Origin of the sequence: Halorussus halophilus (genome assembly GCF_008831545.1) — an archaeon.
Classification (GTDB): domain Archaea; phylum Halobacteriota; class Halobacteria; order Halobacteriales; family Haladaptataceae; genus Halorussus; species Halorussus halophilus.
The window spans coordinates 2,879,435-2,893,766 of sequence record NZ_CP044523.1 but is presented as its reverse complement, the minus strand read 5'-3'; the positions used below and the strand labels follow the sequence as shown (position 1 = coordinate 2,893,766).

Sequence of the window (14,332 nt, the reverse complement as noted above, 5' to 3'; positions counted from 1 at the left end):
GCTACAATCGAGACAAAGCAGTCGTCACAGTTGTTCCGCGGCACCCAGATACGTCCGATAACACCGCTCTAACACGTCGATACTCACACTCTCGTCTTTCGTGTGGGCCTCCCCCGGTTCCGAAGCCCCGCAGACCACGCAGGTGGTTCCAGCCTCCGCGAGCCATCCGGCGTCCGTGGCGTGCGGTTTCGAGACTAGCTCCGGGTCGCCCGTCTGGGCCCCTATCGCGGCGTTCAGCACCAACTCCGCGAACTCCTCGTCGTCGCATCGCATCGGCGGCAGGTCTTGGTCGATTGTCCACTCGACGCCGTCGATTTGCTCGGTCGCTTCGAGGTCGGCGCGCTCGCCGGGAACGGTTCGCTCGTCTACCGTCAGTTCGCACCGCTCGGGAATCACGTTCCACGCGCTCCCACCGTCGATTTCGGTGACGGCGACGCTCCCTCGCAGTCGCTCGCTGAACACCTCCACGGCTGGGAAGTCGAGGTCACGAATCACGTCTACGGCGTCGGACGCACGATAGATTGCGTTCTCGCCTGCCTCGGGTTCGCTGGCGTGAGCGGCCGCCCCACGGGCGGTGACCGTGCTTCCGCGCCGACCCTTGTGCGCGACGACGACATCGGTAACACCCTCCTTGGAGTAGTTCGTGGAGCCTTCCGCGACGATGGCGTAGTCTGGCGCGAAGCCGCCTTCGATGGCCGCTCGTGCGCCGACGCCGCCGATTTCCTCGCCGACGAAGCTGGCGAAGACGAGTTCGCAGTCGGGGTCGGCATCTCGAATCGTCAGCATCGCGGCCGCTACCGCGCCTTTCATGTCGGCGGTGCCTCTGCCGTAGAGTCGGCCGTCGCGCTCTTCGACGACGTAGCTTCCGTCGTCTGTCGTCTGCGAGTCGGCAGGCGGCACCACGTCGTGGTGGCCGACCAGCGCGAGCGAGGGACCGGACCCGCGCCGGGCGATGACGTTGCCGGTCTCGTCGCGGGTGACGCTCGCCTCTGTGTTCTCGCGGAGCCACGCCTCGATGTAGTCTCCTGCGTCCGTCTCGTCCTCGTGGGAGGGAATCGAGACGAGTTCACGGGTCAACTCAGCGACTTCGCTCGTGGTCATGGGTGTCGTGTGACTCCGCGGCGGCATAAATCGGTGGTTGGCGGAAGCCGAGGTGTCGATTCGACTTCAGACCGCTTCGCGCTGGAAGTCCCGGACGGCTTCCCGCACGCGGTCAAGTCGCGCCGAAGTCTCGCCGGTCGTCTCGGAAGCGAGTCGGTCCAGTTCCGCGCGAATCTCTTGGAGGCGGTCGGCCTTCGGTTCCGCGTCGCTCGCTCGTATCTCCGAGAGTGCCTGCTCGACCGAGGTGAGCGGTTCGCGCACGTCTCGACTCGCGTCGTTCCGTATCTCGCGTATTTCCTCGTGGATGGCGTCGAAGTCAGCCATGCCCTGGACACGACGTTCTGGACGATATCGGTATTGCCTCAAAAATAATGCTCTCGGCTAGGTTCGCTGCTCGGGCCGCAGTCGTCGGCGACTTAGATGTCACGGTCGTCGGCGATTCGTTGGCTCAGATGCCACAATCGTCGGCGAACTCGTAGCCTGCATCCTCTTGGGGACGGTTGTCGGCTTCGCGAAGTTTCGACTCGATGGCGTCGGCGACCCACGCTTCGACTGACTCGCCGTCGCCGAGCGAATCCAGAACGCGCCGCTTCGTCTCGGCGTCGAGCGTGACGACGATGTGTTCGTGCCGCATGCGCTCTGGCACGGGAGCGACGCCGATAAATCGCTCGCCGAGGGAACGTTTTTCCAGTCCGCCGACGTATCACCACTCGAATGCCCGGTTCGCTCTCCACTGCCGCCCGCGAAAACGACCTCTGGAAGTCGCTCGGACTGCTCGCGCTTCTGGTTTGGGTGTTCGCCGTCTTCGGCGACGCGTCGGTGGCGTCGTTTGCCCCACTGGTCGTCATCACTGGCGGGTTCGCCATCGCAAAGACCGTCACCGACGCCTACGACCTGCCGGAGAGTCTGGCACTCACGCCCCTCGGATTCGCGCTGGCGGGAGGTGCGGCGACTGGCGTCTTGGTAGAAGGGAACCGTCCGTGGCTCTCCGCGCTCCTCGGTGTCGCCGGACTCTGGGTCGTCTTCGACGCGATTCAGCAGGCGCGCCACGGCGACTCTGGAACGAGCCAAACGGAAGCGTATCTCGACGGCGACGACCGCTCGGAGACGATGCTCCGGTTTCAGTTGCTGAACCGGGTCGTGCAAGCAGTTCACGCGGAACCGCGAACGCGAGCAGAACTCGCAGACGACCTCGACCTAACGGAGTCACGAATCGAGCAGACGCTCTCGGTGCTTGCCGAGCGGGGCTACGTCTATCGGGACGGCGACGTGTATCGAGCGCGAGACGAGAAGTTCGGGAAGTTCGCGCCGCTTGTCCGGTTCGTTCGGTGGCTCCCTCGAAGGCTCGTCCGGCCGTTTCGATACTGACGCTAGGAATTCTCCTCGACGGTCTCAGAGAGCGTGTCGGCGGCTTCCTGTGGTCGCGGCGTGGCCCACGCCGCGACCACGAGACCGCCGACGGTGTTGAACACGAGGTCGTTGATAGCGTCGTCCAGTCCGTACTGGACGAGGACACTCTTCCCACCGACCAGTCCGACGGCGAACTCCAGAATCTCCCACGACACACCGAGCGCCAACACGAATATCAGGACGAACACGAATCGGAGTTCGGAGCCGAGAGTCGTCTGCTCGGAGTTGCGGTCGATTGCGACGACTGTCGCATATCCAACACCGGCGACGATGGATGCAGACAATCCGTGGGTTACAGCGTCGTACCACGGGTACTGCCGGTACGGTCCGAGGACTCCGACTGCGTGCAGGAACACCGCTAGCGCTATCCAGACGACGTACCCTGTCGGGAGTGCCACCCCGGCGTCTCGGCGGAGCAGTGCCGGGACGAAGGTCACGGCCAACCCGAGTCCGCCGTTGACCAAGATGCCTGTCTCGCCGCGGACGAGTCCGTACCCTGCGATGGCTGCCAGTCCGGCTTGTAATAGGCGGACGACCCATATCTCATGTCGCCCGCTCGGGAAGTTCACGCGCCGTCACCTCCCTCGTCCGTCACTGCCGACCCGGAAGCGTCCATCGGTGCGCGGGTCCGGAAGTACACCTCGAAGAAGAGCGCGGCGATGACTCCGGCGACGGTCGCCTGCACGAACTCCCACATCAGCGTATCCAGTGACCCGAGCAAGTCGGTGCGGAGATACGCGTCCGAGTAGAACTGGAGGACGGCCCAGACGCCGATTGCGGCCATCGTCGTAAGCAGGACGGTGACGGCGGCGAACCACGGCGACATCTCGGCGGACGTGAACAGCGCCAACTCGGTCACGACTGCGAGCGCCAGTGCTGCGACGGCCAGATAGGTCGCGTACTCGCCGACCCACGCTGGCCCGAACGGCCAGAACGCTCGGGTCACCGCCGGGAGGACTGCCAGTCCGACGACCTCCGGCGGAAGCATCGCCGCAGGGTCTCGGAACGCGACCGGCGGTAGCAGTAGAATTGTGACCATACCCACCATGAAGACCGTCCACGCGAGGTCGCCGCTGAAGACGTTCTCCGGGACCGCTATCGCGAGGAGGCCGACGAGCACCCAACTGCCGGTGTTCGCGTCGTCCACCAGCGACGCGAGCGTTGACATGCATGGAGAACAAGGACCTCGACGGGATTGAAACTTGCTGCCGAGCGCGTCCGAGGAAGGTATCCTTATCAACGCTCACTCCCAACAAACTCCCATGAACGTACTGCCGGACACGAGCGTCGTCGTCGATGGCCGGGTTTCCGAGCGCGTCGCCGACGAGTTCGCCGGCGCGACGGTCCTCATCCCGGAAGCCGTCGTCGCCGAACTCGAAGCGCAGGCCAACCGCGGCGAAGAGAGCGGTTGGGACGGACTCTCGGAACTCCAGCGACTCGCAGACCTCGCCGACGAGGACGCAATCGAACTGGAGTACGTCGGCGAGCGACCCGACACAGACGCGGTCGGTGCCGCCAAAGAGGGCGAAATCGACGCGCTCATTCGCGAACTCGCGGCCGAACACGACGCGACGTTCGTCACGAGCGACGCCGTCCAGAGCGAAGTCGCACAGGCGAAAGGACTCAGCGTCGAGTACATCGCGCCGAAGACGGACGAAGCGGACGAAATCGGCCGCCTCGGCATCGAGGACTACTTCGACGAGCAGACGATGAGCGTCCACCTCCGCGCCGGGGCCAAGCCGATGGCCAAGAAGGGCGACATCGGCGAGATGGAGTACAAGCCTATCGGCAACGAGGTCATGGACGACGAGACGGTCAAAGAGTACGCCAACGAGATACTCGAAAGCGCGAAACGGTCCAACGAGGGCTTCGTGGAACTCAGCGAGCGCGGCATGGACATCGTGCAGTTCCGCGACTACCGCATCGCCATCGCGCAACCGCCGTTCGCCGACGCGTGGGAGATTACCGCCGTTCGACCTATCGTCAAAACCTCCATCGAGGACTACGAATTCGCCGACGAACTCCAGGACCGACTGCTCGACCACCAACGTGGCGTCTTGGTCTCCGGTGCGCCCGGTGCCGGTAAATCGACGTTCGCCCAAGCAGTCGGCGAGTTCCTCGCCGATAGCGGGTTCGCGGTGAAGACGATGGAGAAACCGCGCGACCTGCAGGTCGGGCCCGAAATCACCCAGTACACCGAACTCGGCGGCGAGATGGCCAAGACGGCCGACTCCTTGCTTATGGTGCGGCCCGACTACACCATCTACGACGAGGTGCGCAAGACCGACGACTTCGAAGTGTTCGCGGACATGCGACTCGCCGGTGTCGGCATGATTGGCGTCGTCCACGCGACCCGCGCCATCGACGCGCTCCAGCGACTCGTCGGCCGGGTCGAACTCGGCATGATTCCGCAGGTCGTCGATACAGTGGTCTACATCGAAGCAGGCCAAATCGCGAAAGTGTACGACGTTTCGACGCAGGTCAAGGTGCCCGAAGGTCTGATGGAGGAGGACCTCGCGCGCCCGGTCATCCAAATCAAGGACTTCGAGACGGGCAAACCGGAGTACGAAATCTACACCTTCAACCGACAGGTCGTCACCGTTCCGCTCACCGAGGGCGAACAGGAAGAGAGCGGCATGTCGAAACTCGCGCGACAGGAAATCGAGCGCGAGATTCAGTCGGTCGCTCGCGGCCCCGTGGACGTGAACGTCGAAGGCCAGAACCGCGCGACGGTGTACGTCAGCGAGGACGACATCTCCTACGTCATCGGCAAGGGCGGCGGCCGAATCGACGACATCGAGAACCGACTGGGCATCGACATCGACGTGCGAACGCACGCGGAGAAACCGGATTCGATGAACACGGGAAGCAGTGCCGAGCAACCGCGCGGCGCGGTCGTGACGCCGGAAATCACGAAGCGCCACATCGTCATCCCGACGGAAGGCCACGCTGGCGAGACCGTCGAAGTGCAGGCCGACGGCGAGTACCTCTTTACTGCGACCGTGGGCAGAGGGGGCGACATTCAGGTCTCGCGCGGCAGTGCGATTGCCGAAGAACTGGAGCGGGCTATCGACCGCGAGCGCGCAATTACGGTGACTGGGGCTTAGCGGCGACTTCGATTTCTGGATTCCGTGTGCAGATTAGCAGGTTTCGGGGTTACTGATGCTACTGCTTCGACAGCGCCCGCCCGCTCATTATGAATTGTTTCCACGACTGCGACTTTTTCGAAAGCCCCCGTCCGCTCGCGATCGCTCAGCGACATATTCGGCGCAAACCGCACGCCGAATAGGGGTCGCTGAAGCGACCACGGGCCCTTCGGCCCGCGACCGGACACCGGAAGACGTTCCTGCTCACTTCGTTCGCGGGCGTGCGACTTCCAAGGCCACCCTCACTCCGTTCGCGTGACCGGCCCCTTTCATTCCCACCCCGTGGGATGGTCAGTCGGGCGTTTCCGTGGAACGTGGCACGGAGTGTCCTATCTTCACAACTCCTTCTCGTACCAGACGTGCTCCGAGTCATCACTGTCTTCTATTACCTGATACCCGTGCGACTCGTAGAATCGCTTGGCCTGCTCCAAACTCTCGGTCGTCTGTAACACGACTTTCTCGAACCCCGCTTCGCTCGCTCGCTGTTCCAACTCCGCGACGAGTTCGGTGCCGATGCCCTGCGACTGACATTCGGGTCGAACCGCGATACTGCGGAACCGACAGACGGCATCGAGCGGTTCGTCCTGCGGCGGGAGGCCCGCGGCCGAGTACGAATCTGCGAGCGCCGAGAGCGGTTGAAAACCGCCGATTGCGAGGATTCCATCGCTGTTCACCGCGACGAAAAACTCCCCACCTTCGTCCAGAAATTCGCGCTCTATGTGTCGCAGATACCGATTGTACTCCGGTGAGAAGTCCATCGCCGAGTCGCGGAGTGCCTCGTCGTGGACCTGCCACACCTCGTCTTTCAGCGAGTCGTCGTACCGTCGAACGTCACACTGGAGGGCCATGCCAATTGGCAGTCACAGGCCCGAATAGTATGAATCAGTCGCTCGCTGTCTCCGCTACGTGCCCCTCGACCAGTTCTGAACCGCCGAGATATCGCTCCCACAGCACCAGCAAACTCGGCAGGACGACCACGCTGGAGACGAACGCGAAGATAATCGTCGTCCCCGTGACGAGGCCGAACCGTTGGAGCGACGGCACGAGCGCGAACAGCAACACGCCGAAGCCACCGGCAGTCGTCACCGCACTCGCCAGTAGCGCGCCGCCAGTTCCCGCAAGCGTCGTCTCCAAGGCCGCCGTCGCACTGGCGCTCTTCTCCAACTCCTCCACGAAGCGCTCGCTGATGTGGATGGCGTAGTCTACGCCGATACCGATTGCGATGCTGGCGATGATGGCCGTCTCCGTGTTGAACGGAATCCCGAGCAAGTACATCGCGCCGAGAATCCAACTCAGTGCGAAGACGACCGGAATCATCGTGACTGCGCCGAGCGAGAGCGTGCCGTAGCGCCGGTAGAAGATGACCGTGAGGAAGGTGACGATGACCCCGAGCGTGATGAGGAACGTCTCGACCAGCGTCGTGAGCAGTCCTTGCTGAACGATTTCGTTGATGATGGGTTGGCCAGTCGCCGTGACGGTCAGATCACCGTCCGACTCGATAGTCCCCGCCACGCTTCGCATCTCGCTCGTGACGACGCCCGTGTCCGACCCGCCCCGAATTGCGACCGAGAGTCGGAGTGCTTGATACTCACCGCCGTCTCGATAAACCACGCTCTCGGCTTGCTCTGGGGCCGCCGCGTACACCGCGTCGTACACTTCCGCCAGATTCTGGTCGGGGACGCCATCGCCGTCGGTGTCGTGTTCGGCGACGACCTGCGCGACGGTCTCGTTCTGGGCGGCGACGCTCCGAATCACCGACAGCGGACCATCGACCTTCGGGTTCCCGTTGGCGAGCGTGATGGCCGTCGAAGATTCCTCGATTCGGTCGCGTCCCGCGGCGACCCGTTCGAGCGCGTCGTCCCCTGTGACGGGGCCTTCGACCAGTATCTCGACTTGCGAGCGGTCCCGCGACTGGACGAAGTTGTCGTTGAGGAAGATGACGTTCTCCCGCAGTTCGTAATCGCCCGGTTGGAGCAGGCCGGGGAGCGAGTCCATCCACTCGGGAGAGTCTTGCGGCAGGAAATCGACCTGATTAATCGAGGTGTCGATGTTCGTCGCGGCGTAGCCACCGCCCGCGCTGACGAGGAGCGCGACGAGGACGACGGCGATGGGAATCTTTCTCGCCGTAATCGCGCCGACGCTCAGCAGTCGCCCGGCCAAACTACCGCCGGTTCCGAACGCCGTTTTTTCACGCTGGAAGCCGAACCGTTCGAGCAGCGTTTCGAGTTCGAGTTTCAGTGCCGGGAGCAGGCCCGCGAAGACGACGAACGCCGAGACGATGCCGAACGCGCTCACGAGACCGAACTGCTGGATGGACGTGATGGGACTGACCAGATTCGAGAGGAATCCGACTGCGGTGGTGAACGTCGTCGCCGCCAGCGCGACCGTGACGCCAGCGAGACCGACGCGCATCGCGTCGGCGGGCGAGCGGTCGCGGTCCGCCGCACCGGCTTCCCGGTAGCGCATGACGACGTGGAGCGCGTAGTCGATACTGAGGCCGATGAGCAGGAACGGCACCGCGATGATGATTTGGGTCACGCCGATTCCGGCCCATCCCATGAACCCGCCCATCCAGACCAACACGAGGAGCGTACCGAGGAGACCGAGCGCGACGTCTACCACGTCGCGGTAGGCGACCCCGAGGACGCCGACGATGAGGAGCAGTGCGAAGGGCGTGATGACGGCGAAACTTTCACCAGTGGCTTGCCCCGACTCCTCGTCCACGATGCCCGCACCGAAGACGAACGAGTCGGTCGATTCGACGGTTTCGTCTGCGAGGTCGCGGGTTGCAAGCTGTGCAGAAACAACGTCTTCGGAGAGCGCGTCACCATCTCCGCCGGTCTGCTGGAAGACGAAGAGGACGCGGGCGTCAGCAGTCGTGGTTCCCGGTTCGTACTCCGTCGAGAGCAGAGTGAAGGGGTCAGTCGGTCCCGTCGCTTGCTGGTCGGGGTTCAGTACGTCGAGCAGGACACTGTCGATTTCCGACTGTGACATCGACTCCAGTTGGGCGATTTGTTCGTCCAAGGTCGGTGGCCGTGCTGGCGGTCCTGCCTGCTGTCCGTCGTTCGCTGGTGGTCCAGCACTCGCGTTTTCGCTCCCGCTCGAATTGCTTCTGCTCTGTGCCTGCTCTTGACGAATCGCTTCGATTGCGACCAAATTCGACAGGCCAACTGTCGATTGCCCGTTCACGAGTGTCGCGTTCACCGTCTCGTTCTGTCGGAGTCGCTGTTGCAAGCGTAACGTCTCCACCAACGACCGTTTCGTCAGTACGTCGTCGCCCCGGACGACGACCTGCATCACCGTCGTGTTCTCCTCGCCCGTCGAGAAGTTCGCCTCGACGTAGTCGAGTTTCTGTGCTTCAGTCGAGTCGCTCCCGAAACTGGCAATCGTGAGTCCTGAATCGACGCTCCCCACACCGTAGCCGACAGCGACAGTCGCGAGGAGCAACACCGCCAGTACGACGCGACTGTGTTTCGTGAGAACTTCCGCGTAGCGTTCGGCGAGTCCCATCTGTCTCTACGTCGTCGTTCGCACCACTGGTATAAAGAGTTGTAGATAATTACAACACAAACTCGGCGCGACACTCGAAACCACTTACTGCTTGAAGCGTCTCTCTCCGAGCAGACGACATGAGTGCGCACGACGCGATTTCGGCGTTGAAGGAACTCGGCCTCTCGAACTACGAGGCGCGGGTGTTCGTCGCACTCCAGCAACTCGGAACCGCGACGGCCCAAGAAGTGAGTCAGGTGTCGGACGTGCCGCGCTCGCAGGTGTACGGCACGGCCGACGACTTGGCGAGCAGAGGCTTTCTCGAAATGGTCGAGTCCTCGCCGAAGCGCTACCGCGCGGTGAGTCTCTCGACGGCGCGCAAACAACTCCAGTCGCGCATCGAGCGCCAGCAGGAACGCGCGTTCGACAACCTCGAATCGCTCCAGCACGAACACGCAGACCACGCCAGCGAGAGCGACGTCTCGACGCTCCACGGCCAACACGGCATCGACGAGCGACTCGTGGAACTGGTCCGGAGCGCCGAGGAGCGCGTCGTGTTGGTCGTCGGCGATAGCTCGTTGCTCTCCGAGACGGCCGAAACCGTCCTCAAGGAGAAAGCCGAGGCTGGCGTCTCCGTCGTCGTCGTCACCGAAGACTCCGAAGTCGAGAAGCGGTTCGCGGACGACGTCGTGCAGGTCGTCGTGGCGAGTCGCGAGCGAACGGGCGGGTTCACCGGGCGAACGCTGCTCGTAGACGACTCGACGGTCCTGCTGTCGGTGCTGACCGACGGCGACGACCCCGAACCGTTCGAGGAAACTGCGCTCTGGACCGCCGACACTCGCATCGGCCACATCCTCGCGCAGTTCGTCCACGCGGGGATGCAGTCGGGATTCGGCGAGCAGTACTGACGATTTCGCAAGTCGGCGACGTGACTCCTGAGACGGTCGAACGACTAAAAGAAACAGTCACGCACGCCGTCGCGTCGGTCTCACTCGGCGCACTTCTGCGGGTCCGCACACTCAGCTTCCGTTTCGAGAGGCGCGTCGATTTCGTAGAGGTTCTGACGTGCGTCCGCGAAGTAGACGTCTTCCTCGACGACGCCGAGTTCTTCGAGGCGTTCGAGGGCGTAGCGGACGGTTCGAGCCGACAGCATCGACTCCTCGACGATCTGTTTCTGGGTGAGCGAGCCTTGATATTCGAGGACCTTGAAGACGAGTTTCGCGCTCGGTGGGAGGTCGTCTAGTTCCTCACGCTCGGACTGAGACACCATCATTACGTTTCGAAACAGTCCACCCCAATAAAACCCCACGACCTTTTCCTGCGGGGTGGTCGCCGACGGCGACCACCCGCTGGCAAAACGTCGATGAAAATCACGTCGTCACCGCCTCCGCAGGCCGCAGAGCGGCCTGCTTCGACGGTTCCTCGGACGCGCTCGCTCGGCAGCGCGCGGAGCGCGCCGCCTCAGTTCGCGGTAGCGCGCGGTGTCTAACCGCACAAGATTCACCGAGTGACACAGCGGATAGTTTCGGCAGTCGAGACGAGGAATGTTTCGACAGGCGACACAGGAACCAATCCCAGCAGGCGACACTTCCCCCTGCGGTCGAGTACCAGCAGTCGTACCGCGAGCGAATCGAGGTTCGCAAAGCGCGCCTCGTTGAGCGAGCGCGGGCGACGAATCCCTCGGAGGCAGGCCGTTGGCCTGCCGGAGAGGGTGAGGACGGCTTTTCATCGACGTTTTGCCAGCGGGTGGGCGCGACGCGCCCACCCCGCAGCAAAAGGTTGCGGGGCATTTTTCTGCTAGGGTCCCCGAGTGACGCGTATGGCTACCGAACAGGTATCAGAACGACGCTCCTCGCACCTTCGCGGGATTACGGTGACGGCGGTCTCCACGCTCGCTGGCGTGGCCGCGGCAGTTGCGTCCTCGTCAGTCCTCGGGATGACGGCGAAGGACCAACTCGGCTTGGGTATCGTGGGCGCGTTCGTTCTGCTTCAGATGCCGCTGTTACAGGGGCTCGGAATCGACGTAAACGACTTCTCGGTGAAGGACTATCTCTACGTCGTCTTCATGACGTTCTCGCTGTGGTTCGTCACGTGGACGATTCTGCTGACTAACAACGTCACCTTCTAACAATGGCAGACGACAGCATCGCCGTCGTAGACTTAGAACGGTGTTCACCGGACCGGTGCAGTTACGAGTGTAAGAACTACTGCCCGCCCAATCGCACCGGCAAGGAGTGCATCACCCTCCGCGGCGAGGACGCAGACGACGGGCAACCCGACCAAGTCCACATCAGCGAAGAGATTTGCCTCGGGGAGACTTGCGGTATCTGCGTCGAGAAGTGTCCGTTCGACGCTATCGAAATCATCAACCTTCCGCAGGAACTCCAAGAGGAACCGGCCCATCGCTACGGCGAGAACGCCTTCTCGCTGTACGGGCTTCCGGTCCCCCTCGAAGGGCAAGTCACCGGCATCCTCGGCCCGAACGGTATCGGGAAGACGACGGCCGTGAAGATTCTCGCGGGCGAACTCGCGCCGAACCTCGGCGAATACGCCGACCCGCCGAGTTGGGAGGAAGTCCTAGACACGTACCGCGGCACGGAGCTACAGGAGTACCTCGAAACGGTCAAGGACGGCGACGTGAACGTCGCCCGCAAACCGCAGTACGTGGATAAGATTCCGGACCAGTTCTCGGGGCCGACCTCGAAACTGCTCGAAAACACCGACGAGCGCGGGGTCATGGACGACCTGTTGGAACGTCTCGAAATCGAACACGTCGTGGACCAAGACATCGACAGCCTCTCCGGCGGAGAACTCCAACGAGTCGCGCTCGTGGCGTGTCTCGCCCGCGACGCCGACTTCTACTTCATCGACGAAATCACGCCGTACCTCGACATCAGCCAGCGGGTCACGGCGGCGCGACTGGTTCAGGAGATGGCCGAGGAACACGGTAAGTCGATGCTCGTGGTCGAACACGACCTCGCGATTCTCGACCTCGTGGCGGACAACCTCCACGTCGCGTACGGTGAACCCGGCGCGTACGGTGTCGTCACTTCGCCAAAGTCGGTGCGTAACGGCATCAACGAGTACCTCAAGGGGTATCTCGACAACGAGAACATGCGGATTCGCCCCTCGGCCATCGAGTTCGAGGAACACGCGCCCCGGCAGGTCACGCGGGCCGACACGCTCGTGGAGTACCCCGACATCACGAAGTCCTACGGCGCGGGCGAGTTCGCGCTCGACGTAGAGGGCGGGAAGATTCGTGAGAACGAAGTGTTGGGAATCGTCGGTCCGAACGGCATCGGTAAATCGACCTTTGCGAAGTTGCTCGCGGGGAAACTCGAACCGGATTCGGGCGACCTCGACTTCGAACTCGACATCGCCTACAAGCCCCAGTACATCGAAATCGACCAGCCGATGCGAACCGATTCGTTCCTGCACTCCATCACGGACCAAGTCGGGTCGTCGTACTGGAACACCGAAATCGCCCAACCGCTCCAACTCGAACGCATCATGGAGCAGAACCTGACCGACCTCTCGGGCGGCGAGCGCCAGCGAGTCGCCATTGCGGCTTGCCTCTCGAAGTCCGCCGACCTCTACTTGCTGGACGAACCGTCGGCGTACCTCGACGTGGAACAACGAGTTCGCGCGACCCGCGCCATCCGTCGGTTCGCCGAACAGCAGGACGCCACCGTGTTGGTCATCGACCACGACATCTACATGATAGACCTGCTGGCGGACCGCCTGATGGTCTTCGACGGCGAACCCGCGGTGGCCGGTCACGCCAGCCAACCGAAGGGAATGCGCGACGGCATGAACGACTTCCTGTCGAACCTCGACATCACGTTCCGGCGCGACGAGAACGTCGGTCGCCCGCGCATCAACAAGCCCGGCAGTCAACTCGACCGCCAGCAGAAGAAAGAGGGCGAGTACTACTACGCGCCGTAACCGCCTCACCCGGTTCTCGACCCTTTTTTGGAGTTTTATCGCTCGTACTCGAACCGTTCCTCACCGTTTCACGTTCGTTCCAATCGCTTAATACGACCATAATAAGGGGTTTTGGAGCCTAATCGTGGTGACACATGAAGCGAACCGTCCTCCGCGTACAGGTGTTGCTGCTCGTCGCGGCGCTCGTCGTGTCCGTCGCCGCGCCGACGGCAATCGGTGCAACGAGTAACGAAACGGCGACGACTGGGGCGATGCAGGGGGAAGTGTCGAGTGCGCACATGAATGCGAGTCCGTCGAGTCCGAACGCTACTTCGACCCACGAAGTGGGCATCCCCATCACGAGCGATGCGACGTTCACGAGCGTGAAACTGACCTACGAAGGTGACGCCAACGTCAGTGCCGTGGACGCCGGAAACGTCGTCCGACTCGGAGTGGACCGCGGCAACAACGGTGGCGGTTACGGAGTGGACGTGGACGCCACCGACACCGTCACCAACGTTTCGGCGAAGGGCCAGACGCTCGTCATCAACACGACGGGCGACCTGAATCTCAGCGACGGCGACGAACTCATCGTCGCCTACGAGGACGTGAAGAACCCCTCGAAGGAGAAAGACTACGCGCTTGACGTGGACGTGAACCCCGACCAGAGCGGTGGCACCGGCACGGCGACGCTCACGCTCCGTGACCACGTGCCAGCAATCTCGATGATCCTCACCGGAAACAAACCGAAACAACTCACCGTCGAGCATCTCCTGCCCGCCGACGAGTCGGGCTTCCTCGTCGTGACGAACGAGAGCGGTGCAGTCATCGGCACCTCGTCGCAACTGAACGGTTCGACTCCGTACGAAAGTGAGTACCAGACGGTCGAACTCTCGCGCTCGAAGGCGGCCCAGAATGCCACGGTCACGTACTACGACGACTCGAACGGGAACGACGAGTTCGACGCCAGCGAGGACGAACCGTTCACGGTGAACGGCAAGAACATCACGAAGTCGGTGCAACTGGCGAAGATGCAGGCGACGACACAACAGACGACCACGTCGGAGTCGAACGCCACGACGACTGGCGTGACCGACACCACGACAGACGTGGGCGAGACGACGACCGCGGCCTCGACCACCGAGGACAGCGGTAGTAGTGGCACAGTCCCCGGATTCGGTCCTCTCGCAGCACTCGTCGCGCTGGTCGGCGCGGCCTTGCTGGCGACTCGCCGGTAGTCCTCCGAAACTGCCGTTCCTCCC

At 62.9% G+C, this 14,332-nt stretch carries 14 protein-coding genes; 6 read left to right on the top strand and 8 right to left on the bottom strand.

The window, feature by feature from the left end:
- Positions 1 to 24 precede the first annotated feature (24 nt).
- From F7R90_RS14355 to F7R90_RS14345, 3 genes are all read right to left on the bottom strand, one after another.
- Positions 25 to 1,101 (bottom strand): M20 family metallopeptidase, encoded by a 1,077-nt coding sequence (locus tag F7R90_RS14355; RefSeq protein WP_158058090.1) that lies wholly within the window; start codon positions 1,099 to 1,101, stop codon positions 25 to 27.
- Positions 1,102 to 1,167: 66 nt separating this feature from the next.
- Positions 1,168 to 1,425: a DUF7553 family protein gene (locus F7R90_RS14350; RefSeq protein ID WP_158058089.1), complete on the bottom strand. Its 258-nt coding sequence runs from the start codon at positions 1,423 to 1,425 to the stop codon at positions 1,168 to 1,170.
- 124 nt (positions 1,426 to 1,549) lie between these two features.
- The gene (locus F7R90_RS14345; protein ID WP_158058088.1) at positions 1,550 to 1,735 is read right to left on the bottom strand and encodes a hypothetical protein; all 186 of its coding nucleotides are present in this window, start codon (positions 1,733 to 1,735) and stop codon (positions 1,550 to 1,552) included.
- Positions 1,736 to 1,815: 80 nt separating this feature from the next.
- On the opposite strand from F7R90_RS14345, the gene F7R90_RS22270 reads away from it, so the two are divergent.
- A complete protein-coding gene (locus F7R90_RS22270) occupies positions 1,816 to 2,469 on the top strand; it encodes a hypothetical protein (protein ID WP_192498326.1) in 654 nt (217 codons plus the stop codon).
- 2 nt (positions 2,470 to 2,471) lie between these two features.
- Here the strand turns inward: F7R90_RS22270 and F7R90_RS14335 are convergent, their stop codons facing one another.
- The gene (locus F7R90_RS14335; protein WP_158058087.1) at positions 2,472 to 3,080 is read right to left on the bottom strand and encodes a hypothetical protein; all 609 of its coding nucleotides are present in this window, start codon (positions 3,078 to 3,080) and stop codon (positions 2,472 to 2,474) included.
- Positions 3,077 to 3,679, bottom strand: a complete 603-nt coding sequence (locus F7R90_RS14330) for a hypothetical protein (RefSeq protein WP_158058086.1) — start codon at positions 3,677 to 3,679, stop codon at positions 3,077 to 3,079. Before F7R90_RS14330 ends, F7R90_RS14335 begins: the two co-directional genes overlap by 4 nt.
- Positions 3,680 to 3,773: 94 nt before the next feature.
- On the opposite strand from F7R90_RS14330, the gene F7R90_RS14325 reads away from it, so the two are divergent.
- A complete protein-coding gene (locus F7R90_RS14325) occupies positions 3,774 to 5,618 on the top strand; it encodes a PINc/VapC family ATPase (RefSeq protein WP_158058085.1) in 1,845 nt (614 codons plus the stop codon).
- A 374-nt stretch (positions 5,619 to 5,992) separates the two neighbouring features.
- Here F7R90_RS14325 and F7R90_RS14320 read toward each other — a convergent pair whose 3' ends face one another.
- Both F7R90_RS14320 and F7R90_RS14315 read right to left on the bottom strand, forming a co-directional pair.
- Positions 5,993 to 6,505, bottom strand: coding sequence for a GNAT family N-acetyltransferase (locus F7R90_RS14320; protein WP_158058084.1), 513 nt, complete (start codon positions 6,503 to 6,505; stop codon positions 5,993 to 5,995).
- 34 nt (positions 6,506 to 6,539) lie between these two features.
- Positions 6,540 to 9,167, bottom strand: a complete 2,628-nt coding sequence (locus F7R90_RS14315) for an efflux RND transporter permease subunit (RefSeq protein WP_158058083.1) — start codon at positions 9,165 to 9,167, stop codon at positions 6,540 to 6,542.
- A gap of 119 nt (positions 9,168 to 9,286) precedes the next feature.
- Here F7R90_RS14315 and F7R90_RS14310 point away from each other — a divergent pair, with 119 nt between their 5' ends.
- Positions 9,287 to 10,054 carry a TrmB family transcriptional regulator gene (locus F7R90_RS14310; RefSeq protein WP_158058082.1) on the top strand — a complete coding sequence of 256 codons (768 nt, stop codon included), beginning with the start codon at positions 9,287 to 9,289 and terminating at the stop codon, positions 10,052 to 10,054.
- A gap of 80 nt (positions 10,055 to 10,134) precedes the next feature.
- Here F7R90_RS14310 and F7R90_RS14305 read toward each other — a convergent pair whose 3' ends face one another.
- Complete coding sequence (locus tag F7R90_RS14305) at positions 10,135 to 10,413, bottom strand: MarR family transcriptional regulator (protein WP_158058949.1); 279 nt, start codon at positions 10,411 to 10,413, stop codon at positions 10,135 to 10,137.
- Positions 10,414 to 10,965: 552 nt separating this feature from the next.
- Between F7R90_RS14305 and F7R90_RS14300 the strand changes: the two genes are divergently transcribed.
- The 3 genes from F7R90_RS14300 (at position 10,966) to F7R90_RS14290 (ending at position 14,308) form a co-directional block, all read left to right on the top strand.
- On the top strand, positions 10,966 to 11,274 hold the full coding sequence (locus F7R90_RS14300; protein ID WP_158058081.1) for an EMC6-like membrane protein: 309 nt from the start codon (positions 10,966 to 10,968) through the stop codon (positions 11,272 to 11,274).
- A 2-nt stretch (positions 11,275 to 11,276) separates the two neighbouring features.
- Positions 11,277 to 13,091 carry a ribosome biogenesis/translation initiation ATPase RLI gene (locus F7R90_RS14295; protein ID WP_158058080.1) on the top strand — a complete coding sequence of 605 codons (1,815 nt, stop codon included), beginning with the start codon at positions 11,277 to 11,279 and terminating at the stop codon, positions 13,089 to 13,091.
- Positions 13,092 to 13,225: 134 nt separating this feature from the next.
- A complete protein-coding gene (locus F7R90_RS14290; protein ID WP_158058079.1) occupies positions 13,226 to 14,308 on the top strand; it encodes a PGF-CTERM sorting domain-containing protein in 1,083 nt (360 codons plus the stop codon).
- Positions 14,309 to 14,332: the final 24 nt, after the last annotated feature.

Bases quoted from the DNA above. Each gene is read 5' to 3' on its own strand.
- F7R90_RS14355 (WP_158058090.1), bottom strand. From the start codon at position 1,101: ATGACCACGAGCGAAGTCGCTGAGTTGACCCGTGAACTCGTCTCGATT.
- F7R90_RS14350 (WP_158058089.1), bottom strand. From the start codon at position 1,425: ATGGCTGACTTCGACGCCATCCACGAGGAAATACGCGAGATACGGAAC.
- F7R90_RS14345 (WP_158058088.1), bottom strand. From the start codon at position 1,735: ATGCGGCACGAACACATCGTCGTCACGCTCGACGCCGAGACGAAGCGG.
- F7R90_RS22270 (WP_192498326.1), top strand. From the start codon at position 1,816: ATGCCCGGTTCGCTCTCCACTGCCGCCCGCGAAAACGACCTCTGGAAG.
- F7R90_RS14330 (WP_158058086.1), bottom strand. From the start codon at position 3,679: ATGTCAACGCTCGCGTCGCTGGTGGACGACGCGAACACCGGCAGTTGG.
- F7R90_RS14325 (WP_158058085.1), top strand. From the start codon at position 3,774: ATGAACGTACTGCCGGACACGAGCGTCGTCGTCGATGGCCGGGTTTCC.
- F7R90_RS14320 (WP_158058084.1), bottom strand. From the start codon at position 6,505: ATGGCCCTCCAGTGTGACGTTCGACGGTACGACGACTCGCTGAAAGAC.
- F7R90_RS14315 (WP_158058083.1), bottom strand. From the start codon at position 9,167: ATGGGACTCGCCGAACGCTACGCGGAAGTTCTCACGAAACACAGTCGC.
- F7R90_RS14310 (WP_158058082.1), top strand. From the start codon at position 9,287: ATGAGTGCGCACGACGCGATTTCGGCGTTGAAGGAACTCGGCCTCTCG.
- F7R90_RS14300 (WP_158058081.1), top strand. From the start codon at position 10,966: ATGGCTACCGAACAGGTATCAGAACGACGCTCCTCGCACCTTCGCGGG.
- F7R90_RS14295 (WP_158058080.1), top strand. From the start codon at position 11,277: ATGGCAGACGACAGCATCGCCGTCGTAGACTTAGAACGGTGTTCACCG.
- F7R90_RS14290 (WP_158058079.1), top strand. From the start codon at position 13,226: ATGAAGCGAACCGTCCTCCGCGTACAGGTGTTGCTGCTCGTCGCGGCG.